We start from the raw sequence: 21,076 nt of genomic DNA on the forward strand, positions 1-21,076 counted from the left end.
GTGACCCTGCCGCCGATCGTCGTGCTCCTCAAGGGCTACCCGCGCCTGTCCGAAACATTCATCGCGCAGGAGCTGCTGGGGCTGGAGCGGGCGGGGCTCGACCTGCGGCTGGTGTCGATGCGGCGCCCGACCGACCGCAAGCGCCATCCGATCCACGACGAGATCCGCGCGCCGGTCGCCTATCTGCCGGAGTATCTGCACGAGGAGCCGCTGCGGGTGCTGCGCGGCCTCTGGCGCAGCGCGAAAAGGCCGGGTTTCGGCGCCACGTTCCGCGCCTTCCTCGGCGACCTGCGCCGGGATCCCACGCGCAATCGGCTGCGCCGTTTCGGACAGGCGGCGGTGCTGGTGGCCGAATGGCCCGAGCCTGCGGGCTGGCTCTATGCCCATTTCATCCACACCCCCGCCTCGGTCGCGCAATATGCCGCCGCCATCGCGGGGCTGCCATGGTCGGCCTCGGCCCATGCCAAGGACATCTGGACCTCCCCCGACTGGGATCTGACCCAGAAGCTGCACAGCGCCTGCTGGACGGTGACCTGCACCGAAGCGGGTCGCGCCCGGCTGGCTGCGCTGTCGCCAGAGGGGCGGGTGCATCTGAGCTACCACGGTCTCGACCTCGGGCGTTTTCCGCCATCGGAGCGGGCGCCCTCGACCCGCGACGGCAGCGATCCTTCGGACCCCTTGCTGCTCCTGAGCGTGGGCCGTGCCGTGCCGAAGAAGGGCTATGACATCCTCCTGCAGGCGCTGGCGAGCCTGCCCGAAGGGCTGCACTGGCGGCTGATCCATGTCGGCGGTGGCAGCGAGCTGGAGCGGCTGCGCGCGTTGGCCGGGACACTCGGCCTTGCCGATCGGATCGAGTGGCGCGGCCCGATGGATCAGCGCGAGGTGCTGGAGCTTTACCGCACCGCCGACCTCTTCGTGCTCGCTTGCCGCGTCACGGATGACGGCGACCGCGACGGCCTGCCGAATGTGCTGGTGGAGGCGGCGAGCCAGCGGCTCGCCTGCGTCTCGACCGACATTTCCGGGATCGGCGAATGTTTCACCGATGGCGAGACCGCCCGTCTGGTGCCGCCGGAAGACCCCGCTGCGCTGAGCCGGGCGCTGGAGCGGGCGATGCGCGACCCTGCCGAACGCGCTCGCCTCGGAGCGGCTGCCGAGGCGCGGGTGCGGGCGGATTTCGACATGGTTCCGGGCATCCGCCATCTGAAGGCGCTGTTCCAGAGCGGATGGAATGCGCGATGAAGCATGTGATGTTCTACGTCCAGCACCTGCTCGGGATCGGCCATCTGGCCCGCGCCAGCCGGATCTGCCGGGCCTTGGCAGAGGACGGCTGGCAGGTGCTCGTGGTGACCGGCGGCCTGCCGGTGGAGGGGTTTCCGGGGCCGCAGGTGCAGCATCTGGCGCTTCCGGCGGTGGCGACGGCGGGCGAAGGGTTCTCTGGCCTCGTCGACGCGGAGGGCACTCCGGTCGATGCGGCTTTTCAGGCGGCACGACGCGACCGACTGCTTGCCGCCTTCCACGAGTTCGCCCCCGATGCCGTGGTGATCGAGGCCTTCCCCTTCGGTCGCCGGCAGATGCGGTTCGAGCTGCTGCCGCTGCTCGACGCCATTGCCGCGGCGCAGCCGAGGCCGGTGCTCGTCTCGTCGCTGCGCGACATCCTGCAGGAGCGCGCGAAGCCCGGGCGGGACGAGGAAACCGTCGCTCTGCTGAAGGCCCATTTCGACGCGGTGCTGGTGCACGGCGATCCGGCGCTGGCCCGGCTCGAGGAAACCTTCCCGCTCGCCGACGAAATCTCCGGGCTGGTGAGCTACACGGGGCTGGTGGCGGCAGCGCAGGCGGAGCGGTCGTCCGACAAGTTCGATGTGGTCGTCTCCGCCGGGGGCGGGGCAGTCGGGGCAGGGGTGATCGCCGCGGCAATGGAAGCCGCGAAAGGGCTGCCGGACCTTCGGCGCTGGTGCATCGTCACGGGGCCCAACCTGCCCGAGGCCGAGGTGGCCCGGCTGCGGGCTGCGGCGCCGTCGCATCTGGAGTTCCACCGCTTCCGATCCGACTTCCCGGCGCTGCTGGGCTCGGCCTTGCTGTCGGTCTCGCAAGCGGGATATAACACCGTCTGCGACATCCTTCAGGCAGGATGCCGCAGTGTATTGGTTCCCTACGCAGCGGGTGGCGAGACCGAGCAATCCTTTCGCGCGGCACGGCTTGCGGCGCGGGAGCGTGCGGTCGTTCTTCAGGAGTCCGACCTGTCCGGCGCGCAGATGGCCTTGGCCATCCGTCGCGCCCTCGACGGCCCTGATCCGGCCCAAAGCACGATTGCCCTGGATGGGGCGGCCCGGTCTGCGCAACTCTTGCGGGGTCTGCTTCGTAGAGACTGAGAAGCGCCTTCGGGGGCAGGGGCCGCCGGCCCCACAGGGGCTGTTCGGTAAGGGGTGAAGCGGTCATGGAAACCAGTATATTCCGCTACATCTGGGCGCATACCAAACGACAGCAGCTCTGGATCCTCGTGATCGTCGCTCTGTCGATGATCCCCTATTACCTGTCCTTCGACCTGCCGAAGCGGATCGTCAACGGCCCGATCCAAGGCACCGGGTTCGAAACGCCCGGGGCCACCCAGCCCTTCATGGCCTTCGATGTCGACCTGCCGTTGATCGGCCCGCTGCCAGCCTTTCCCGGCGTCGAGCTGGACCGGCTGGACTCGCTCCTCGCGCTGAGCCTCACCTTCCTGTCCCTCGTGCTCGTCAACGGGCTCTTCAAGTTCTACATCAACACCTACAAGGGCCGCTTGGGCGAGCGGCTGCTGCGCCGCCTGCGCTTCGAACTGATCGACCGCATCCTTCGCTTCCCGCCGCAGAAGTTCAAGCGGATCAAGGCGGGCGAAGTCTCGAGCATGGTGAAGGACGAGGTGGAGCCGATGGGCGGCTTCTCCGCCGATGCCTTCGTGCAACCCGCCTTGCTCGGCGGGCAGGCGCTGACGGCACTGGTCTTCATCTTCATGCAGCATTTCTGGCTTGGCACCGTCGCCTTCGCCATGGCGGCGCTGCAGGTCGCCATCATCCCGCGGATGCGCCGCCGCCTGATCGTGCTCGGGCGCGAGCGGCAGCTGACGGCGCGGCAGCTGGCGGGCCGGGTGTCGGAGATCGTCGAGGGGGTCTCGACCATCCACTCCTACGACACCAGCAACTTCGAGCGTGCCGATATCTCGGCGCGGCTGGGGCGGATCTTCAAGATCCGCTACGACATCTATCAGTGGAAGTTCCTCGTCAAATTCATCAACAACTTCCTCGCGCAGCTGACGCCCTTCCTGTTCTACTCAATCGGCGGCTACCTCACGATCACCGGCCGCATCGACGTGGGCCAGCTGGTCGCGGTGATCAACGCCTACAAGGAGCTCCCGGGCCCGCTGAAGGAGCTGATCGACTGGGATCTGGCGCGGCAGGACGTGCAAGTGAAATACGAGCAGGTCGTGGAGCAGTTCGATGCCGAAGGCATGACCGACCCGCTGCTCTACCAGCCCGGCATGCCGGGGGACGACGACGAGGAGGTCGATCCGCTCTCGGTGCGCAATCTGGGCGTCAACGACGAGAATGGCGGTCGTATCATCGAGAACATCTCGCTGCAGATCCCCAGGGGCGAGCGTGTCGCCCTCCTCGGCAGCGCCACGGGCGAGGCGGAGGCTCTGGCCGAGGCGCTGGGGCGGGTCGTGCTGCCGAGCGCGGGGCTGATCTGCATCGGCTCGCGCGACATTCACTCCCTGCCCGAGCGGCTGAGCGGGCGGCTGGTCTCCTACGTTTCGTCTGACAGCTTCTTCTTCTCGGGCACGCTGATGGACAATCTGGTCTACGGGCTAAAACATGCCCCGGCCGGGCGGGCGAGCTATGATGGCAAGGCGGCGGCGGCGCGGCGCTGGGAGACGCGGGAATCGCAAAGTTCGGGCAACCCGGATTTCGACCTGAACGACGACTGGATCGACTATGCCACCCTGCATCCCGCCTCCGAGGAGGCGGAGCTGGTCAGCGCCGTGCTGGCCGTGCTGGGGGTGACGCGGCTGACGCAGGACGTCTTCGATTTCGCGCTGCGCTCCATTGTGGACACCGAGAAGTTCCCCGATCTGCCGAAGGAGATCCTCGACCTGCGCATGCGCTTCCACCAGCGTTTGCAGGAGCGCAATCTCGAGCACCTCGTCGTGCCCTTCCATCCCGACCGCTACAACGCCGAGGCCAATCTCGGCGAGAACCTGATGTTCGGCGTGGCGACCGTGCCGATGGAGAAGATCCAGACCGTCTTCGACCGGCCCTACATCAAGAGCCTGCTGCGCCAGAACGGCTTCGAGCGGATCCTCTACGACATCGGCCACGACTTCGCCCGCAACACGGTGGAACTGTTCAGCGACCTGCCGGAAGATCACTCCTTCTTCCAGATGCTGACCTACATGAAATCCGAGGAGGTGCCGGACTATGCGCAGCTCCTGCAGCGGGTGAGCGACGGTTTCGACGCGGCGAGCGAGGCCGATCGCCGGAAGCTGATCCTGCTGAGCCTGTTCTACATCGAACCGCGCTACCGCTTCGGCCTGTTGAACGACGAGCTGAGGGAGCGCATCGTGGTGGCGCGCCGCCGCTTCCACGAGTCGCTCGACCCCGAAACGCGCAGCTGGATCGAGCCATACGACCCCGAGAAATACCTGACCTCGACCAGCATGCTGGAGAACATCCTGTTCGGGAAGGTCAACAACCGTCAGGGCAATGCGCAGGACCAGATCCGCGAGATCGGCGCGGAGCTTGTCGCCGAAAGCCCGGCGCTGTTCCGCGGCGCCATCGTCATGGGGCTGGAGTACAATGTCGGGCCGGGGGGCCGGCGGCTCAACGCGCTGCAGCGCCAGAAGCTGAGCCTTGCCCGGGCGCTGATCCGCCGCTCTAGCTATTACATCTTCAACCGGCCGCTGGCCGGCGTCGATCCGCAGCTGCAGGAAGAGATGCTCGAGGCGACGCTGGAGATGCTGAAAAGCCACCCCGACGGGCCGAGCGTGATCTGGGTGCTTTCCAACACGCATCTCGCGCACCATTTCGACCGGGTGATCGGCTTTGAAAACGGGCGTCTGAAGGCGGATGGAACATATGACGCGGTGATGAGTCATGATGACACCTTGCCAAGGCAGGCCACACCATGATTTGATCGGCTCACACCGTTCGACACAGCGGGGACTGACATGATCCTTTGCGACGAAGTCAAAGCACTGCAAAGTCTGGATCTGTTCGCGGGCATGGACCCGGCGAAACTCAGGCTGCTTGCCTATACCTCCGACCGGCTGAGCTTCTCCGCCGGGCAGGATCTGTTCCGCCAAGGCGATCCGGGCGACACCGCATTCGTCATCATTTCCGGCACGGTCGAGATCAAGAAGGGCAATGATATCGCCATGGTGAAGGGCGCCGGCAGTGGCTGCTGCGACATCGTGGGCGAGATTTCCATGGTCACCGACCATCGCCGCTTCGCCACCGTCACCGCCGTGACCCCGGTCGAGGCGCTGCGGATCAACCGCGACTGCTTCATGAAGGTGCTGGCGGCCTGCCCGAAATCAAGCGCCGAGACCATTCGCGCACTCGGCGAGCAACTGGCCCGGGCCGAGGGCGAATCGGACTGGCGCCGCCGGCAGCCGGTCCATTGATCCGGGGCTAGTCCCCGAGAGCCACCAATCGGCTGACCGAGTGCCAGCGGCAGGCAGGGTGGTCCAGCACGAGCGGCACGAGCCTGTCCAGAAAACGCCACGCCGCCGCGTCATGCACCAGATGATGCGTGAGCACGCCGACCGTCCGGCGGCCCGCTGCGATCTGTGCCTCGAGATCCGCCCAGAGATCCGCCTCCTCCCGTCCACCGCGCGTCCGGCGCCAGTCGATGATGTCGAGATGCGTGTTGCAGAGCGCGATGGGCGAAGGCTTGTCCGCCCCGAAGAGCGACAGGGCACGAAAGCCGAGATCGGCGAGGCCAGCGGTCACCTCGGGCGCGATGCGGTTCCATGGCGGCACCAGCAGCGGCAGGAATTGCTGCGGGAAAAGCCCCGCAAGCTTCTGGAAACCGCGCCCAAGCTCGCCGTTGATCTGCGGCAACGGGCGATGGGCGCCAAGCTCCTGGCTCTTTTCTCCCGCCGGGGCATGGTTGCTGTGCGACCAGCCATGCACGGCGATGCTCACCTCTGCCAGCCCCGCCAGCCGCTGCGCCAGTGGCGCACCGGTCTGATCCGGGATGACGGCGAGCGTCAAGGGCTGGCCCTGCATCGTCTGCAGCAGCCGGTCGAGCGCCGGGGTCGGCTCGAACGCATCGTCGTCGCGCAGCCAGAAGGCGACGCGCTCGCCCGAGGTGGCAAGGCGGTCGAGGGTAGCAAGCAGCGCGGCGGGAATGGTCATCCGGCGGGGCCTTCCTGAAGGGGGCGGAGCAGATCGGCGAGGCGGCGGGCGGCGACGGCAAGGGTGTGACGGGCGGTTACCCGTGCCCGCGCCGCCCGGCCCATCGCGGCACGCCGCGGCTCATCGGCCAGCAACGTCGCGATGGCCGCTGCATAGGCGCGGTCGTCGCGGTCCGGCGTCAGCAGCCCGGTCTCGCCCGAGGCCACCACCTCCGGCACCCCGGCCGTGGCGAAGGCCACGACCGGCACGCCTGCCGCCTGCGCCTCGAGATACGCAAGCCCGTAAGCCTCGCCACAGCCCGGCCAGCAATAGAGCGCCGCCGAGCTAAGCTCCTCCGCGATGAAGGCCGGGTCGCGCTGGCCGTGCCAGAACAGGCGACCCGGCTGGATAGCGGCGAAAAACGCCTCCACCTCGGCCCGCGCAGGGCCATCGCCGATGACCGACAGGCTCCACGGCAGTTCCGGCGGCAACAGCGCCAGTGCGCGGGCGAGATGGCCGAAGCTCTGCGACTTGTCGCCGTGGCGCATCATCGCCACGGTGATCAGCCGGTGCGGACGCGGGGCGGGCGTGAGAGCCAGCCAGTCTTCCGCCGCAAGAAAAGGAGCGACCAGCGCCAGCCCGGCCTGCGGCACCGCCTCCGCCAGCCCGTCCCGGTCGCGGCGGGTCAGGCAGAGGTTGAGCCTCGCCTTGGTCACGGCCGCCCGCACCATTGCCTGCGTCTCGGCCCAGAGGCCGATGTCACGGCGGGCGGAGAGCGAACTCTCCATGGTGACGAGCGGAACCCCGTGGGCACGGCAGAGTGGCGGGCCGATCAGGTCGGGCGACTTGTAATAGCCGTGATAGCTGAACCAGAGATCCGGCTTGCCCCCCGCCGCCCAATCCGCCGCCAGCCGCGCCCGCTCCGCCTCTGCCGCCTGCGTCAGCGCGGCGAAGGCCACCCGATCCTCGGCATCGCGCAGGAAGGCGCGCAGGTCCGAGGCAAGCGCCACCTCATGCCCGGCCAGCTCCAGCGCCTCGATCAGCAGCCGCGCCATCAGCCGGTCGCCCGAGGGCACCGGATGCCGCGGCGACTTCAGCGGCGCGTAGAAGGCGATCTTCATGGCGTCAGGGCAGGGCGGCGCAGGTGGCAGCGTCTTTCAGCACCCTCTCGCAGCTGGCGGAGCGGCGGAAATCGTCATAGTAGAGCGTCCAGTTTCCCTCGCGCGCATCGCGATAGGGGCCGAACTTGAAATACTGGTTCTCCTCCAGCCCCGGATCGCCATGGCCGATCCGCCCCTCGATCGTCACCAGCCAGTCGCCATTGGCGAAGATCTCGATGCGCCCGTCGCCCTCCGGCCCGGGCAGGCTGTAGATGGCGAAATCGATCCAGCCGCTTCCCGGCACCGGCAGCGCGCCGCCCCGTTGCGTCACTCTGGGATTGTCGGTGCAGCGGGTGAATTCCGCGCCATCCGCCTCGGACCATTCGGCATCGTTCGCCACCAAGAGCCGCATCTGGTTGGTCTCGGGTCTCAGCCAGACCGGCGTGTAGCCTTCGGGGCATTGCCCGGCGACGGCCTCGGGCGCGCCCTCGGGTGGTGCGTGGTAATTGGTCTCGGCAGTGAAGAACATCCGCCCGCTCTTCAGCCGCAGCGCGAGGAAGGGGCTGAAATCGCCATCCGCCTCGGGCCCGATCTCGCGCTTCCATTGCGCCATCACATAGCGGTGATCGTCCGAGGGCGGCGGGTCGTCGAACTTCAGCGCGAAGCCGTACCAGACGCCCTCGTCATAGGGCACGCGCAGCTCGGTCTTCTCCCAGATCTCGGCGCGCTCGCTGCAGCCTTCGGCATTGGCCGGGCACATCTGCCGGACCGACAGCTTCAGCGCACCGGGGCCATTGAGCACCGTTTCCTGCTGGAACTCCACCGTTCCCGCCGTCTGCTCGGCATTCTCGCGGTAATAGAGCCCCCCGGCCTCGCTGAAGCCGCTGGCGTCGAAGCCGTCAAAGAGATCGGTCCCGGCGGGGCTCTGCCCGAAGGCCGCGAGGGGAGCCGCAAGGGCAATGGCCAGCGTGGCGCTGCGGAGGAGAAGGTGGCGCATGTCCCGCACTCTCTGGTTCAGGCGAGGCGACCGGGCGGGATGCCCGATTTCCGTCGGTCCGGCAGAACTTGACAGGTGGGGCGAACTCTCGCAAGTGGTCTTGCCCCCTGACCGAAAGTGCCCTGCCATGTCATCCGACGCCTCCGCCTTCGCCGCCTTGCACGCGCTGATCGAGGGACGGAAGGCCCGCGCCGGGGTGATCGGCCTCGGCTATGTCGGGCTGCCGCTGGCCCTCACGCTGGCACGGGCGGGCTACCCCGTCACCGGATTCGACATCGACCCGGCGAAGATCGTCGCCATCGAGGCCGATGCCAGCTACATCGCCGCCGTTTCCTCGGAGGCGCTGGCTCGCGAGCGGCAGGCTGGGCGGCTGGAGGCCACCTGCGATTTCGCCCGTCTTGCCGAATGCGATGTCATCGTCATCTGCGTGCCCACGCCGCTTTCCGCGCATCGCGATCCGGACCTTTCCTTCGTCGCCGGCACCAGCCGCGACATCGCCCGCAGCCTGCGGCGCGGCCAGCTGATCGTGCTGGAATCGACCACCTACCCCGGCACCACCGACGGCATCGTGCGCCCGATCCTCGAGGCGGGCGGCCTGCGCTCGGGCAGCGATTTCTTCCTCGGCTATTCGCCGGAGCGAGAAGACCCGGGCAACCCGGATTTTGCCACCTCGACCATTCCCAAGGTGGTGGCGGGCGACGGGCCGGAGGCCGCGCAGCTGGTGGAGGCCTTCTACGCGGCGGCGGTCGACCGGGTGGTGCCGGTGGCGAGCACCGCCACCGCCGAGGCGGTGAAGCTGACCGAGAACATCTTCCGCGCGGTGAACATCGCTCTCGTGAACGAGCTGAAGATCGTCTACGGGGCGATGGGCATTGACGTGTGGGACGTGATCGCCGCAGCCAGCACGAAGCCCTTCGGCTACATGCCCTTTTATCCCGGCCCCGGTCTCGGCGGGCATTGCATCCCGATCGACCCCTTCTACCTCACCTGGAAGTCGCGTGAATACGATCTGCCGACCCGCTTCATCGAGCTCGCGGGCGAGATCAACTCGGCCATGCCGCGCCATGTCGTCGGACGGCTGGCCGAGGCGCTCGACCGGCGCGCGGGCAAGGCGCTGAGCCGCAGCCGGGTTCTGGTGATGGGGCTCGCCTACAAGCGCAATGTGCCCGACATCCGCGAAAGCCCCTCGCTCAAGCTGATCGAGCTGATCGAGGAGCGCGGCGGCACGGCGGCCTATCACGACCCTTTCGTGCCCGAGATCCCGCAGACCCGCGAATATGCCGCGCTGAAGGGCCGGCGCTCGGTGTCGTGGGACGAGGCGACGATCCGCGGCTTCGATGCCGTGCTGATCGCCACCGATCACGCGGGCGTCGATTACGCGAGCCTCGCGCAATGGGCACCGTTGATCGTCGACACGCGCAATGTCTTCGACCGGCTGGGGCTTTCGGCGGAGCATGTCGTGAAGGCGTGACGGCGGGGCGTCGCCCGGTCAGTCCAGCTTGATCGCGTAACGCAGCTCGTCGGTGCGATAGAGGCTGTGGCGGATCTCCACCGTCCGGCCGAGGATGTCACGTGCCTTGCGGTCGACCTGAAGCAGCGGCGTAGGCCCCGGGAGCTGCAGCGCCTCGATCACGTCGGGCGTCGACAGCACCGCGGCCATCGACTCCTCGGCGTGGAGGATGATGCAGCCATAGGCCTGCTGGTAGAGCACATAGAGCGCAGAGGGCAGGGGAGAGCGGCGTTCCAACCCGGGAAAGAGGTCGCTCGACACCACGGATGTCTCCAGCACGCTCGGCACGTCGAGCAGCGAGCGGATGCGCCGGATCTCCGTCACCTGCTCGGGCGCGCCCTGCAGCACCTCCCGCTCCGCCTCCGTCGCCGGGCGCTGCAGGATTCGCTCCGAAGCCACCACCGGCGAGACCACCCGCCCGTCCTTCGGGCGCAGGCGGAAGAAGTTGAACAGCGACTTCTCCGGCGTGCGCGCCGTCACGAAGGTGCCGCGCCCCTGCTCGCGGCGCACAATGCCGTGTTGCTCCAGCATCATCAGCGCCTTGCGCGCCGTGCCCTGCGAAACGCCGGTATCGAGCGCCAGCTGGGTCTCGCTGGGCAGCATGCCGCCGGGCAGGAGGTCGCCCGCCGCGATCCGGGCGATGATCGAGTCGATGACGGTCTGATAAAGCGGCGGCGCCATGCGGTCCTCTGGTGTTTCCAGACATTTAGCACCGCTGCGGGCACTGCGCCAGCCGTTATACATTAAGTCTTGTATAAGAGTAGATGTATATGTTAGGCAGGTTGCCGAGGAGTTCCAGTCAATCTGCGAAAGGGAGGGGTCATTGAGCATTCCGCAACTTCTGGTCCATGATCACGAGGACAACGTCGGCGTTGTCGTCGTCGAGGATCTGGCCGCCGGCACCGACATGCTGTGCGTCGTCACCGCCGACAATTCGGATTTCCGCCTGACGGCGAAGACCGACATTCCGATCGGTCACAAGGTAGCGCTGAAACCGCTGAAGGCGGGCGATACGGTCATCAAATACGGTGAGGATATCGGCAAGATGGTCGGCGACGCCGAGGTCGGCGGCCATGTCCATACCCACAACTGCAAGACGAAGAGGTGGTAAGCCATGGCACTTGATTTCAGCAACGCGACCGTGAAGGCTTGGCGCCGCGAGAATGGCCGCGTCGGCGTGCGCAACCACATCCTGATCCTGCCGGTGGACGACATCTCGAACGCCGCCTGCGAGGCGGTGGCCAACAACGTCAAGGGCACGCTGGCCCTGCCGCATGCCTACGGGCGGCTGCAGTTCGGCGAGGACCTCGACCTGCACTTCCGCACCATCATCGGCACCGGCGCCAACCCGAACGTGGCCGCCGTGGTGGTGATCGGCATCGAGCCGGAATGGACCAAGGTCATCGTCGACGGCATCGCCAAGACCGGCAAGCCCGTCACTGGCTTCTCCATCGAGCAGAAGGGCGATTTCGAGACGATCCGTCAGGCCAGCTGGAAGGCCAAGGAATACGTCCACTGGGCGACCGAACTGCAGAAGGAGGATTGCCCGGTCAGCGATCTCTGGGTCTCGACCAAATGCGGCGAGAGCGACACGACCACCGGCCTGTCCTCCTGCCCGACCGTCGGCAACATGTATGACAAGCTGCTGCCGCACGGCATCTACGGCTGCTTCGGCGAGACGTCGGAGATCACCGGGGCCGAGCATATCTGCGAGACCCGCGCGGCCACGCCCGAAGCGGCGGCGAAGTTCAAGAAGATCTGGAAATCCTATCAGGATGACGTGATCGAGGCCTTCAAGACCTCGGACCTGTCGGACAGCCAGCCGACCAAGGGCAACATCCTCGGCGGTCTGACGACCATCGAGGAAAAGGCCCTCGGCAACCTCGAGAAGATCGGCAAGACCTCCACCTACATCGACGCGATCGGCCCGGCTGAATCGCCCGAGAAGGGGCCGGGGCTCTACTTCATGGACAGCTCTTCGGCGGCGGCGGAATGCGTCACGCTGATGGCGGCGGGTGGCTATGTGATCCACACCTTCCCGACCGGGCAGGGCAATGTGGTGGGCAACCCGATCGTGCCGGTGATCAAGATCTCCGGCAACCCGCGCACGCTGCGCACCATGTCCGAGCATATCGACGTGGACGTGACCGGCGTGCTCACGCGCGAGATGACCATCGATCAGGCGGGCGACTCGCTGATCGAGATGATCATGCGCACCGCCAATGGCCGCCTGACCGCAGCCGAGGCCCTCGGTCACCGGGAGTTCTCGATGACCAAGCTCTACCGCAGCGCCTGACGGCTGCCGCCTGCCGCGCTTTTGAGGAGGAGCGCGGCAGGCCTTCGGCATCCGACGGGATCAAACACTTCACGGGAGGAGAGAAAGATGATCGGACAAACGACACGGCGCCTGATCGGCGCAGCCGCACTAGCCCTGATGGGAACTGCCGGAGCGGCCCTGGCCTATCCGGACGGGCCGGTGACCTATGTCATCCCCTTCAACGCGGGTGGCGAAAGCGACGTGACCGCGCGCTACCAGCAGCAGCGCTTCCGCGATCTCACCGGGCAGGATCTGATCATCCAGTATCTTCCGGGCGCGGGCGGCGCGCAGGCCTGGTCCGGGCTGAACGGCATTAATGGCGACGGCCAGACGATCATGGGCACCAACCTGCCGCATATCGTGCTGCAGCCGATGCTGCAGGACCCGGGCTATACCACCGAAGACATCACCAACGTCTACATGTTCCACTTCACCCCAGATGCGCTGATGGTCCGCAACGACAGCCCCTATCAGTCGGTGCAGGACGTGATCGACGCGGCGAAGGCCATGCCGGGCGGCGTCACTGCGGGCGGGTCGGCCACCAACTCGGCCAACCATGTCGCCAATCAGGTCTTCATGAACGAAACCGGCGTCGAGACGACCTACATCCCCTACACCGGCACCGGCGCGACCGAGACGGCGCTCGTTGGCGGCGAGGTCGATGTGCTCTGGGGCTACACCACCGTCGCCGTGCGTCAGGGCGATGCCACTCGCGTTCTGGCCGTGGCCACCGAAGAGCGTCATCCGCTCTTCCCGGATGTGCCGACCTTCAAGGAGCTGGGGATCGACATGGTGGGCGGCGCCTATCGCGGGATCGGCGTGCCGGCCTCGACCCCCGAAGAAGTGCGGACCGAGCTTTCGGACATCATCGGCAAGATCAACGCCGACCCGAGCTTCCGCGAGCAGATGGAGAAGGACGGCTACGCGCTGATCGACGTGCCCTATGCCGAGATGGACGCCTTCATGGCCGAACGGATCGAGGCCTACACGGCCATCGCCGAGCAACTGCGCGCGCAGCAGTAAGCCGCCGATCCCGAGCCCTCCGGGCCAGCCGCCGCGCGCCCCGCGCGCGACGGTCCCGGTGTGCGATGTCGCTAGCCAGAGGGGATGACCATGGCCGATGCAGCAAGTATCCTGTTCGAAGCGCTGAGCCCGATGAACCTGCTTCTGGCATTGCTGGGGGTTCTGGGGGGCACCATCGTCGGAGCCCTGCCGGGGCTCTCGGCCACCATGGCCATCGCGGTGCTCGTCCCCTTCACCTTCGTGATGGACCCGGCTTCCGGGCTCATCATGCTGGGCGCGATCTATACCGGGGCGATCTACGGCGGCGCCTTCGCCGCGATCCTCGTGAACACGCCCGGCACGCCGAGCGCCATCGCCACCACCTTCGACGGCTATCCGATGGCCAAGCGCGGCGACGGCGACCTTGCGGTGACGCTGGCCACCATCGCCAGCGTCTTCGGCGGGCTGGTGGGGGCGATCCTGCTGATCACCCTCTCGCCCAAGCTCGCCACGCTGGCGCTGGCCTTCCAGTCGACGGAATACTTCTGGCTGGCGCTGCTCGGCCTGACGCTGATCGCCACGCTGTCGCAGGGCAATCTGGTGAAGGGGCTGATCGGCGGCATGTTCGGCATCTTCCTGTCGATGATCGGCGTCGCCGTCATCGGCGGTGACGTGCGCTTCACCGCCGGGCTGCCCTCCATGCTCGGCGGCATCGACATCGTCGCGGCGCTGATCGGGCTCTACTGCCTGCCGGTGCTGATCGGCATGGTGGCGACCCCCGACCAGCATCTCGAGCCCGCCGAGGCGCGCGGCTTCCGGCTGTTCGAGGCGATCGGCATCTCGCTCAAGAACTGGTTCAACCTGATCCGCTCATCGCTCATCGGCACGCTCGTCGGCATCCTGCCGGGGGCAGGGGGCTCCATCGCCTCGCTGATCGCCTATGCCGAGGCGAAGCGGGCCTCGAAGAATTCCGACAATTTCGGCAAGGGCGAGCCGGGCGGCATTCTGGCCACCGAGAGCTCGAACAACGCCACCGTCGGCGGCGGCTTCATTCCGACCCTGGTGCTGGGCATCCCCGGAACGCCGCCCGATGCGGTGATCATGGGCGCGCTGATGGTGCAGGGCATCCGGGTCGGGCCGTCGCTGTTCCAGTCGGGCGACGACACGGTCTATGTCTTCATGACCGGGCTGGTCGTGGCCACGCTCCTGATGCTGCCGGTCGGGCTGATCGTCGGGCGCTATGCCTTCCGCTTCATCACCAACGTGCCCAAGGCCATGCTGGTGCCGCTCATCGCCTTCATGACGATCATCGGCAGTTTCGCCATCCATGCCAATCCGCATGACGTCGTGGTCATGGTCGTGCTGGGCATCATCGGTTGGGCCGCGGGCCGCGCGGGCTTCGGCGCCTCGCCGATTGTGCTGGGGCTGGTGCTGGGCCAGATCGCCGAGCAGGGCTTCATGCGGGCCTGGATGATCGGCGGCGCGCGGGGCGACTTCCTCGGCCAGCTCCTCGTCAACCGCCCGATCAGCTGGGGCATCCTCGCGCTGATCCTGCTCACCATGATGCTGCCGCTCTTCAGGATGCGGGCCGCCCGCCGCGCGGCCGCACCCGAGATCGTCCGCGAGGGGGCTGTCGCCGGGCCGGTGCAGATCGACCGGGCCGGGCTGATCGGCTCAGCCGTCTTCCTTGCGCTCGCCGTCTGGATGCTGATCCAGGCCAGCGGGCTCAGCGTCATGGCCGCGGCCTTCCCCTATGCCATCGGCGCGGCGCTCGCGCTGCTGTCGCTCCTGCAGATCCTGCGCAGCCTGCGCGGGCAGGGCGGCACCAATGCCGAAGGCGGCAGCGCCGAGGGCACGGTGCGGGGGTTCGTCCTCGCGGCAACGATGCTGGGCTGGGCGGTGATCTTCCCGCATCTCGGGCTCTTCGCCACCTCGCTGATCGCCTGCGTCCTCCTGATGCTGACTGGCCAGTTCGGGCGGCTGACCATGCCGCGCCTCGCGGCCTATCTGGTCAGCCTCTTCGTGATGGTCACGCTCTTCTACGTCACGCTGGACAGGGTGCTGAACGTGCCGCTGCCTCCGGCTCTTCTGTTCTGAGAAAGGATCCGCATGTCGCGCATCGTCATCACCGAATTCATGGACGAGGCCGCGGTCGCGGGCCTGTCCGAAGCCCATGACACGCTCTATCAGCCCGATCTGGTGGATCGGCGCGCCGATCTGATGGGCGCCTTGGCCGAGACCGAGGTTCTGGTCGTGCGCAACCGCACCCGCGTCGATGCCGATCTGCTCGCAGCAGCCCCCCGGCTGCAGGCGGTCGGGCGGCTGGGCGTTGGTCTCGACAACATCGACCTCGCCGCCTGCAAGGCGCGAGGCATCACCGTCTGGCCCGCGACCGGCGCCAACGATCTCGCGGTGGCGGAATATGTCATCACCACAGCGATGATCCTCTTGCGCACCGCCTACCACGCCTCGGCCCGCGTCGCCGCCGGAGAGTGGCCGCGTCAGGATCTGATCGGCGCCGAACTCTCGAGCCGGGTCATGGGCCTTCTGGGCTTCGGCTCCATCGCCCGCGAGGTGGCGAGCCGCGCGCAGGCGCTCGGCATGACGGTCATCGCGCATGATCCGCATCTGCCCGGCGACAACCCCGCCTGGGCCGCGGCCACCTCCGTCTCCTTCGCGGACCTCCTCGCGCAATCCGACGTGCTGAGCCTGCATATCCCCCTGACGCCGGAGACCCGGCACATCATCGACGCCAAGGCTCTGGAAGCGATGCGGCCCGACGCCGTCCTGATCAACGCAGCGCGCGGCGGCGTGGTCGACGAGGCGGCTCTGGCCAAGGCGCTCCGGGAGAACCGGCTGGCGGGCGCCGCGCTCGATGTCTTCGAGACCGAGCCGCTGACGGCGGAGGCGGGGCAGAAGTTCACCGGCCTGCCGAACCTGATCCTGACCCCGCATGTTGCGGGCGTGACGGAAGAGTCGAACGTCCGCGTCAGCAGCCTGATCGCCGGCAAGGTGCTGGACCATCTGGCGGGGAGGGGCTGACCCATGGCGGTGATGACCACCGAAGCCGCCCATGAGCTGGTGCTGCGGACGCTGCTGCGCTGCAACACCGCCCCCGCCAATGCGGCCTCGGTCGCGCGGGCGCTGATCGCGGCCGAGCAGGTGGGGCAGGCGGGGCATGGCCTGCGCCGGGTGCCCTCCTATGCGGCGCAGGCGCTGAGCGGCAAGGTGGACGGCCATGCCGCGCCCACCGGCCACAGCCCGCGCCCGGGGGTCTTCGCGGTCGATGCAGCGCATGGCTTCGCCTATCCCGCGCTCGATCTGGCGGTGGACTGGCTGGTCAAGGCCGCGCCGCAGCAGGGCATCGCCGCCGCGGGCATCGCTCGGTCGCATCACTGCGGCGTGGCCGGGGTGACCGTGGAGCGGCTGGCCGAGGCCGGTCTTGTCGCGCTCCTTTTCGCCAACACGCCCGCCGCCATGGCGCCCTGGGGCGGGCGCAAGGCGCTGTTCGGCACCGATCCCATCGCCTTCGCCGCCCCGCGCTGCGGCGGGCGGGCGCCCGTCGTGGTGGATGTCTCGCTCTCAAAGGTGGCACGCGGCAAGATCATGGCCGCCGAGCAGAAAGGCAGCGCGATCCCCGAAGGCTGGGCGCTCGACGCGGAAGGCAAGCCGACCACCGATCCCGTCGCTGCACTGGCGGGAACGATGATCCCGATGGGGGATGCCAAGGGCACGGCGCTTGCGCTGATGGTCGAACTTCTGGCCGCGGGGCTGATGGGCGCGAACTTCGGCCACGAGGCATCCTCCTTCTTCGAGGCGAAGGGCGAGCCGCCGGGCGTTGGCCAGCTCATCCTCGCGCTGGACCCGGATGCCTTTTCGGACCGGGCGCGCAGCCGGATCGACGATCTGGCCGGGGCGATCGAGGACGAGCCCGGCACGCGGCTGCCGGGGGCGCGGCGCGGCACGCTGAAGCAGGCGGCGGCGGAGAAGGGGCTCGACGTCGACGACGCGCTTCTGGCGCAGATCGACGCGCTCGGCCGCGGTCCGGGGGCCTGAGATGGCGCTGACCACGACAGCGCCGCGCATCGATACCGTCCGGCTGCGCGGGCTCTTCCCCGGCATCGCGGTCTCCGTGCTCGTGGCCGTGACCGCGCAGTTTCTGGCCGAACATTACGGCGCCCCGGCCATGCTGATGGCGCTGCTTCTGGGCCTCGCGCTGAACTTCCTGGCCGAGCCGGGCACCCGGACGGTAACGGGGGTGGAGTTCTCGGCCAAGACCGTGCTGCGGATCGGCGTGGCGTTGCTGGGTGCGCGGATCTCGGTGCAGATGCTCGCCGATCTCGGTGGCCGGATGATCCTTCTGGTGATCGCGGGCGTCGTCGTCACCATCCTCTTTGCGCTGCTGGCGGCGCGGCTCTTCGGGCGGGGCTGGCGGCTTGCGCTGCTGACCGGCGGCTCGGTGGCGATCTGCGGCGCCTCCGCCGCCATGGCCATCGCCGCCGTCCTGCCGCGCACCGACAAGTCGGAGCGCAATCTGGCCTTCACCGTGCTGTCGGTGACGGTGCTCTCCACCGTCGCCATGGTGGTCTATCCGCCGCTGTCGAAGGCCTTCGACTTCACCCCGCTGGAGTCGGCCGTCTTCCTCGGCGGCACGATCCATGACGTGGCGCAGGTGGTCGGCGCGGGCTTCTCGATCAGCCCGGAGGTTGGCGAGACGGCGACGCTGGTCAAGCTGATCCGCGTCTCGATGTTGGCGCCGGTGGTGCTGATCTTCTCGCTGGTGATCCGGGCGGGGGGGCTCGCCGATGCCGCGCCCGACGCCAGGCGCCCGCCGCTGCTGCCGGTCTTCGTCATGGGGTTTCTGGCGCTGGCGATCCTGAACTCGGCCGGGCTGATCCCCGCCGGCATCGCGGTGCTGGCCGAAAGCCTCAGCCGCTGGGCGCTCTTGGTCGCCATCGCGGCGGTGGGCATCAAGACCTCGCTCGCGCGCATGGTCGATGTCGGCGGCAGCGCCGTGGCGCTGATCGTGGCCGAGACGCTGGTGCTCGCCAGCTTCATCCTCATCGGCGTGCACATGCTCTCCTAGAACAAGGGTCAAGACGATGCGCATCATCGACATCCGCGAGGTAACCAAGCCGATCGTCTCGCCCATCCGCAACGCCTATATCGACTTCAGCAAGATGACGACCAGCCTCGTCGCCGTGGTGACCGACGTCATCCGCGACGGGCGCCGGGTGGTCGGCTACGGCTTCAATTCCAACGGTCGCTACGGGCAGGGCGGGCTGATCCGCGAACGCTTCCGCGACCGGATCCTCGAGGCAGCGCCGGAGAGCCTCCTGATCGACGCGGGCAGCAATCTCGATCCGCATCGCGTCTGGGCGGCGATGATGGGCAACGAAAAGCCGGGCGGGCATGGCGAACGCTCGGTCGCGGTCGGCACAATCGACATGGCGGTCTGGGACGCGGTGGCCAAGATCGAGGAAAAGCCGCTGTTCCGCCATCTGGCCGATCTGCACCGGCGCAGCGCCGATCCGCGGGTCTTCGTCTATGCCGCGGGCGGCTACTACTACCCGGGCAAGGACAATGGCGCGCTCAGGGCCGAGATGCGCAGCTATCTCGACCGGGGCTATACCGTGGTGAAGATGAAGATCGGCGGCGCCCCGCTCGACGAGGACCGCGCGCGGATCGAGGCGGTGCTGGACGAGATCGGCTCCGAGGCACGGCTGGCCGTCGACGCCAACGGCCGCTTCGATCTGGAGACCGGCATCGCCTATGCGAAGATGCTGCGGGACTATCCAATCTTCTGGTACGAGGAGATCGGCGATCCGCTCGACTACGCGCTGCAGGCCGCGATGTCGGAATTCTACGATGCGCCGATGGCGACGGGCGAGAACCTCTTCTCGCATCAGGATGCGCGCAACCTCTTGCGTTACGGTGGCATGCGGCCCGACCGAGACTTCCTGCAGTTCGATTGCGCCCTGTCCTACGGGCTGGTCGAATATCTGCGCACCCTCGACGTGCTGCGACAGTTCGGCTGGTCTCCCACCCGCTGCATCCCGCATGGCGGCCATCAGATGTCGCTGAACATCGCCGCGGGGCTGGGTCTGGGCGGCAACGAGAGCTACCCCGACCTGTTCCAGCCCTACGGCGGCTTTCCGGATGGCGTGGCGGTCGAAGACGGGCACATCACCATGCCGGATCTGCCGGGCATCGGCTTCGAGGGCAAGCGCGATCTGGCGCAGGAGATGCGGGCGCTGGCGGAGTAGGCGCCCTCCGCGCAGCGCGCTTCAAGGTCAGAACGGGTAGTGCTGGCCCGGGTCCTCGATGGTGATCCAACGCAGTTCGGTGAACTCGGCGATGGCCGCCTCGCCGCCGAACCTGCCGTAGCCGCTGGCCTTGACGCCGCCAAAGGGCATCTGCGCCTCGTCCTGCACGGTGGGGCCGTTGATGTGGCAGATCCCGGCCTCGATCCGCCGGGCCACCTTCATCGCCCGGTCAAGATCGCGCCCGAAGACCGCCGACGAAAGCCCGTACTCGGAGGCGTTGGCACAGCGGATCGCCTCCTCGGTGTCCTTGACGCGGATGACGCAGACGATCGGGCCGAAGGACTCCTCGCTGAACAGCTGCATCGCCGGGGTGACGTGATCGACGACCGTGGCGCTCATCACCGTGCCCGCGGCCGTTCCGCCTGCGACCAGCGTGGCACCCTGTGCCGTCGCATCCGCAAGCAGCGCATGCACCCGGTCCACCGCGCCTTGACTCACCACTGCCCCGAGCACGACCTTGTCGCGCGGGTTGCCATGGGGCAGGGCCCGGGCCTTGGCGGCGAACTTTTCGACGAAGGCGTCCGCCACCTTCTCGTCGATGATGATGCGCTCGGTCGACATGCAGATCTGGCCCTGGTTCATGAAGGCGCCGAAGGCCGCGGCGTTCACTGCGCCGTCGAGGTCGGCATCGTCGAGGATGACCAGCGGCGCCTTGCCGCCCAGCTCCAGCAGCACCGGCTTCAGGAGCCGCCCCGCCTGTTCGGCGATGATCCGGCCCACCTTCGACGAGCCGGTGAAGTTGATGCGCTTGACCAGCGGATGCGCGATCAGGGCCGAGACCACCTCGGGCGCGTCTTCTGCGGCATGGGTGATCACGTTGAGCACGCCCTTGGGCAGACCCGCCGCCTCCAGCACGTCACCGATCATGCGGTGCAGGCCGGGGCACATCTCTGAGGCCTTGAGCACGATGGTGTTGCCGCAGGCGATGGGCATGGCGACGGCGCGCAGGCCGAGGATCACCGGCGCGTTCCACGGCGCCATGCCGACCAGCACGCCGACAGGCTGGCGGATGCCCATGGCCAGCGTGCCGGGCTTGTCCGAGGGGATGATGTCGCCCTTGATCTGGGTGGTCGCCGCCGCGGCCTCGCGCAGGATCCTGGCACCGAACATGCAGTTGAAACCGAGCCACGGCGCGGTGGCGCCCGTCTCGGCGATGCCCTTCTCGATGAACGCCGGCGCGCGCTCCTCAAGGATGTCGGCGGCGCGGTTCAGGATCTTGCGGCGCTCGCTTGGCCCGGTCTCGGACCATGCCGGGAAAGCGCGGCCCGCGGCCTCGACGGCGCGGGCGACGTCGGAGGCCCGGGCGGCGGCGGCCGTGGTGGCGACGGCGCCGGTCACCGGGTCGCAGCGGTCGAAAGTCCCGCCGGCATCCGCCGGCCCGCTCACGCCGTCAATCAGGAGTCCCAGAGCCATGCACGTCACCTCATCACTGCTTTGACGCAGAGGTTAACGAGGC

General features: G+C 67.9%; 18 protein-coding genes. 13 read left to right on the forward strand and 5 right to left on the reverse strand.

Going from position 1 to position 21,076, the window contains the following annotated elements:
* From AC3A5Z_RS13075 to AC3A5Z_RS13090, 4 genes are all read left to right on the forward strand, one after another.
* Window positions 1-1,239, forward strand: a complete 1,239-nt coding sequence (locus AC3A5Z_RS13075; protein ID WP_487519787.1) for a glycosyltransferase family 4 protein — start codon at window positions 1-3, stop codon at window positions 1,237-1,239.
* On the forward strand, window positions 1,236-2,369 hold the full coding sequence (locus tag AC3A5Z_RS13080; protein ID WP_487519788.1) for a glycosyltransferase family protein: 1,134 nt from the start codon (window positions 1,236-1,238) through the stop codon (window positions 2,367-2,369). The genes AC3A5Z_RS13075 and AC3A5Z_RS13080 overlap by 4 nt, the downstream gene beginning before the upstream one ends.
* A 65-nt stretch (window positions 2,370-2,434) precedes the next feature.
* Complete coding sequence (locus AC3A5Z_RS13085; RefSeq protein WP_487519789.1) at window positions 2,435-5,158, forward strand: ABC transporter transmembrane domain-containing protein; 2,724 nt, start codon at window positions 2,435-2,437, stop codon at window positions 5,156-5,158.
* A gap of 39 nt (window positions 5,159-5,197) precedes the next feature.
* Window positions 5,198-5,653, forward strand: a complete 456-nt coding sequence (locus tag AC3A5Z_RS13090; RefSeq protein WP_487519790.1) for a cyclic nucleotide-binding domain-containing protein — start codon at window positions 5,198-5,200, stop codon at window positions 5,651-5,653.
* A 7-nt stretch (window positions 5,654-5,660) separates the two neighbouring features.
* Here the strand turns inward: AC3A5Z_RS13090 and AC3A5Z_RS13095 are convergent, their stop codons facing one another.
* From AC3A5Z_RS13095 to AC3A5Z_RS13105, 3 genes are read right to left on the reverse strand one after another with little or no spacing between them, the layout of a single operon-like run.
* A complete protein-coding gene (locus tag AC3A5Z_RS13095; RefSeq protein ID WP_487519791.1) occupies window positions 5,661-6,389 on the reverse strand; it encodes a polysaccharide deacetylase family protein in 729 nt (242 codons plus the stop codon).
* Window positions 6,386-7,489 carry a glycosyltransferase family 4 protein gene (locus AC3A5Z_RS13100; RefSeq protein WP_487519792.1) on the reverse strand — a complete coding sequence of 368 codons (1,104 nt, stop codon included), beginning with the start codon at window positions 7,487-7,489 and terminating at the stop codon, window positions 6,386-6,388. The genes AC3A5Z_RS13095 and AC3A5Z_RS13100 overlap by 4 nt, the downstream gene beginning before the upstream one ends.
* A 4-nt stretch (window positions 7,490-7,493) precedes the next feature.
* Complete coding sequence (locus AC3A5Z_RS13105; protein ID WP_487519793.1) at window positions 7,494-8,465, reverse strand: polysaccharide lyase family 20 protein; 972 nt, start codon at window positions 8,463-8,465, stop codon at window positions 7,494-7,496.
* 127 nt (window positions 8,466-8,592) lie between these two features.
* Between AC3A5Z_RS13105 and AC3A5Z_RS13110 the strand changes: the two genes are divergently transcribed.
* Window positions 8,593-9,936 (forward strand): nucleotide sugar dehydrogenase, encoded by a 1,344-nt coding sequence (locus tag AC3A5Z_RS13110; protein WP_487519794.1) that lies wholly within the window; start codon window positions 8,593-8,595, stop codon window positions 9,934-9,936.
* An 18-nt stretch (window positions 9,937-9,954) separates the two neighbouring features.
* Here the strand turns inward: AC3A5Z_RS13110 and AC3A5Z_RS13115 are convergent, their stop codons facing one another.
* The gene (locus AC3A5Z_RS13115; protein WP_487519795.1) at window positions 9,955-10,656 is read right to left on the reverse strand and encodes a GntR family transcriptional regulator; all 702 of its coding nucleotides are present in this window, start codon (window positions 10,654-10,656) and stop codon (window positions 9,955-9,957) included.
* A gap of 142 nt (window positions 10,657-10,798) precedes the next feature.
* Here AC3A5Z_RS13115 and AC3A5Z_RS13120 point away from each other — a divergent pair, with 142 nt between their 5' ends.
* The 8 genes from AC3A5Z_RS13120 (at window position 10,799) to AC3A5Z_RS13155 (ending at window position 19,560) form a co-directional block, all read left to right on the forward strand.
* A complete protein-coding gene (locus tag AC3A5Z_RS13120) occupies window positions 10,799-11,086 on the forward strand; it encodes a UxaA family hydrolase (RefSeq protein WP_107665236.1) in 288 nt (95 codons plus the stop codon).
* Between the two features lie 3 nt (window positions 11,087-11,089).
* Window positions 11,090-12,271 carry a UxaA family hydrolase gene (locus AC3A5Z_RS13125; RefSeq protein ID WP_107665237.1) on the forward strand — a complete coding sequence of 394 codons (1,182 nt, stop codon included), beginning with the start codon at window positions 11,090-11,092 and terminating at the stop codon, window positions 12,269-12,271.
* Between the two features lie 87 nt (window positions 12,272-12,358).
* Window positions 12,359-13,315, forward strand: a complete 957-nt coding sequence (locus tag AC3A5Z_RS13130) for a tripartite tricarboxylate transporter substrate binding protein (protein ID WP_136791830.1) — start codon at window positions 12,359-12,361, stop codon at window positions 13,313-13,315.
* 90 nt (window positions 13,316-13,405) lie between these two features.
* Entirely contained in the window at window positions 13,406-15,391 is a 1,986-nt protein-coding gene (locus AC3A5Z_RS13135) for a tripartite tricarboxylate transporter permease (protein WP_487519796.1), read from the forward strand.
* A gap of 12 nt (window positions 15,392-15,403) precedes the next feature.
* Window positions 15,404-16,336, forward strand: a complete 933-nt coding sequence (locus AC3A5Z_RS13140) for a hydroxyacid dehydrogenase (protein WP_487519797.1) — start codon at window positions 15,404-15,406, stop codon at window positions 16,334-16,336.
* Window positions 16,337-16,339: 3 nt separating this feature from the next.
* Window positions 16,340-17,350, forward strand: coding sequence for an Ldh family oxidoreductase (locus tag AC3A5Z_RS13145; protein WP_487519798.1), 1,011 nt, complete (start codon window positions 16,340-16,342; stop codon window positions 17,348-17,350).
* Between the two features lies 1 nt (window position 17,351).
* Window positions 17,352-18,380 (forward strand): YeiH family protein, encoded by a 1,029-nt coding sequence (locus AC3A5Z_RS13150; RefSeq protein WP_487519799.1) that lies wholly within the window; start codon window positions 17,352-17,354, stop codon window positions 18,378-18,380.
* A gap of 16 nt (window positions 18,381-18,396) precedes the next feature.
* Window positions 18,397-19,560, forward strand: a complete 1,164-nt coding sequence (locus AC3A5Z_RS13155; protein WP_487519800.1) for a mandelate racemase/muconate lactonizing enzyme family protein — start codon at window positions 18,397-18,399, stop codon at window positions 19,558-19,560.
* Between the two features lie 27 nt (window positions 19,561-19,587).
* Here the strand turns inward: AC3A5Z_RS13155 and AC3A5Z_RS13160 are convergent, their stop codons facing one another.
* Entirely contained in the window at window positions 19,588-21,033 is a 1,446-nt protein-coding gene (locus AC3A5Z_RS13160) for an aldehyde dehydrogenase (protein WP_487519801.1), read from the reverse strand.
* Window positions 21,034-21,076 lie beyond the last annotated feature (43 nt).

It is taken from the genome of Cereibacter sp. Soil_C_27 (genome assembly GCF_057657095.1).

What these genes read in the sequence shown, in the direction of transcription:
- AC3A5Z_RS13080 (WP_487519788.1), top strand. Translation starts at nt 1,236, where the DNA reads ATGAAGCATGTGATGTTCTACGTCCAGCACCTGCTCGGGATCGGCCAT.
- AC3A5Z_RS13085 (WP_487519789.1), top strand. Translation starts at nt 2,435, where the DNA reads ATGGAAACCAGTATATTCCGCTACATCTGGGCGCATACCAAACGACAG.
- AC3A5Z_RS13090 (WP_487519790.1), top strand. Translation starts at nt 5,198, where the DNA reads ATGATCCTTTGCGACGAAGTCAAAGCACTGCAAAGTCTGGATCTGTTC.
- AC3A5Z_RS13095 (WP_487519791.1), bottom strand. Translation starts at nt 6,389, where the DNA reads ATGACCATTCCCGCCGCGCTGCTTGCTACCCTCGACCGCCTTGCCACC.
- AC3A5Z_RS13100 (WP_487519792.1), bottom strand. Translation starts at nt 7,489, where the DNA reads ATGAAGATCGCCTTCTACGCGCCGCTGAAGTCGCCGCGGCATCCGGTG.
- AC3A5Z_RS13105 (WP_487519793.1), bottom strand. Translation starts at nt 8,465, where the DNA reads ATGCGCCACCTTCTCCTCCGCAGCGCCACGCTGGCCATTGCCCTTGCG.
- AC3A5Z_RS13110 (WP_487519794.1), top strand. Translation starts at nt 8,593, where the DNA reads ATGTCATCCGACGCCTCCGCCTTCGCCGCCTTGCACGCGCTGATCGAG.
- AC3A5Z_RS13115 (WP_487519795.1), bottom strand. Translation starts at nt 10,656, where the DNA reads ATGGCGCCGCCGCTTTATCAGACCGTCATCGACTCGATCATCGCCCGG.
- AC3A5Z_RS13125 (WP_107665237.1), top strand. Translation starts at nt 11,090, where the DNA reads ATGGCACTTGATTTCAGCAACGCGACCGTGAAGGCTTGGCGCCGCGAG.
- AC3A5Z_RS13130 (WP_136791830.1), top strand. Translation starts at nt 12,359, where the DNA reads ATGATCGGACAAACGACACGGCGCCTGATCGGCGCAGCCGCACTAGCC.
- AC3A5Z_RS13135 (WP_487519796.1), top strand. Translation starts at nt 13,406, where the DNA reads ATGGCCGATGCAGCAAGTATCCTGTTCGAAGCGCTGAGCCCGATGAAC.
- AC3A5Z_RS13140 (WP_487519797.1), top strand. Translation starts at nt 15,404, where the DNA reads ATGTCGCGCATCGTCATCACCGAATTCATGGACGAGGCCGCGGTCGCG.
- AC3A5Z_RS13145 (WP_487519798.1), top strand. Translation starts at nt 16,340, where the DNA reads ATGGCGGTGATGACCACCGAAGCCGCCCATGAGCTGGTGCTGCGGACG.
- AC3A5Z_RS13150 (WP_487519799.1), top strand. Translation starts at nt 17,352, where the DNA reads ATGGCGCTGACCACGACAGCGCCGCGCATCGATACCGTCCGGCTGCGC.
- AC3A5Z_RS13155 (WP_487519800.1), top strand. Translation starts at nt 18,397, where the DNA reads ATGCGCATCATCGACATCCGCGAGGTAACCAAGCCGATCGTCTCGCCC.
- AC3A5Z_RS13160 (WP_487519801.1), bottom strand. Translation starts at nt 21,033, where the DNA reads ATGGCTCTGGGACTCCTGATTGACGGCGTGAGCGGGCCGGCGGATGCC.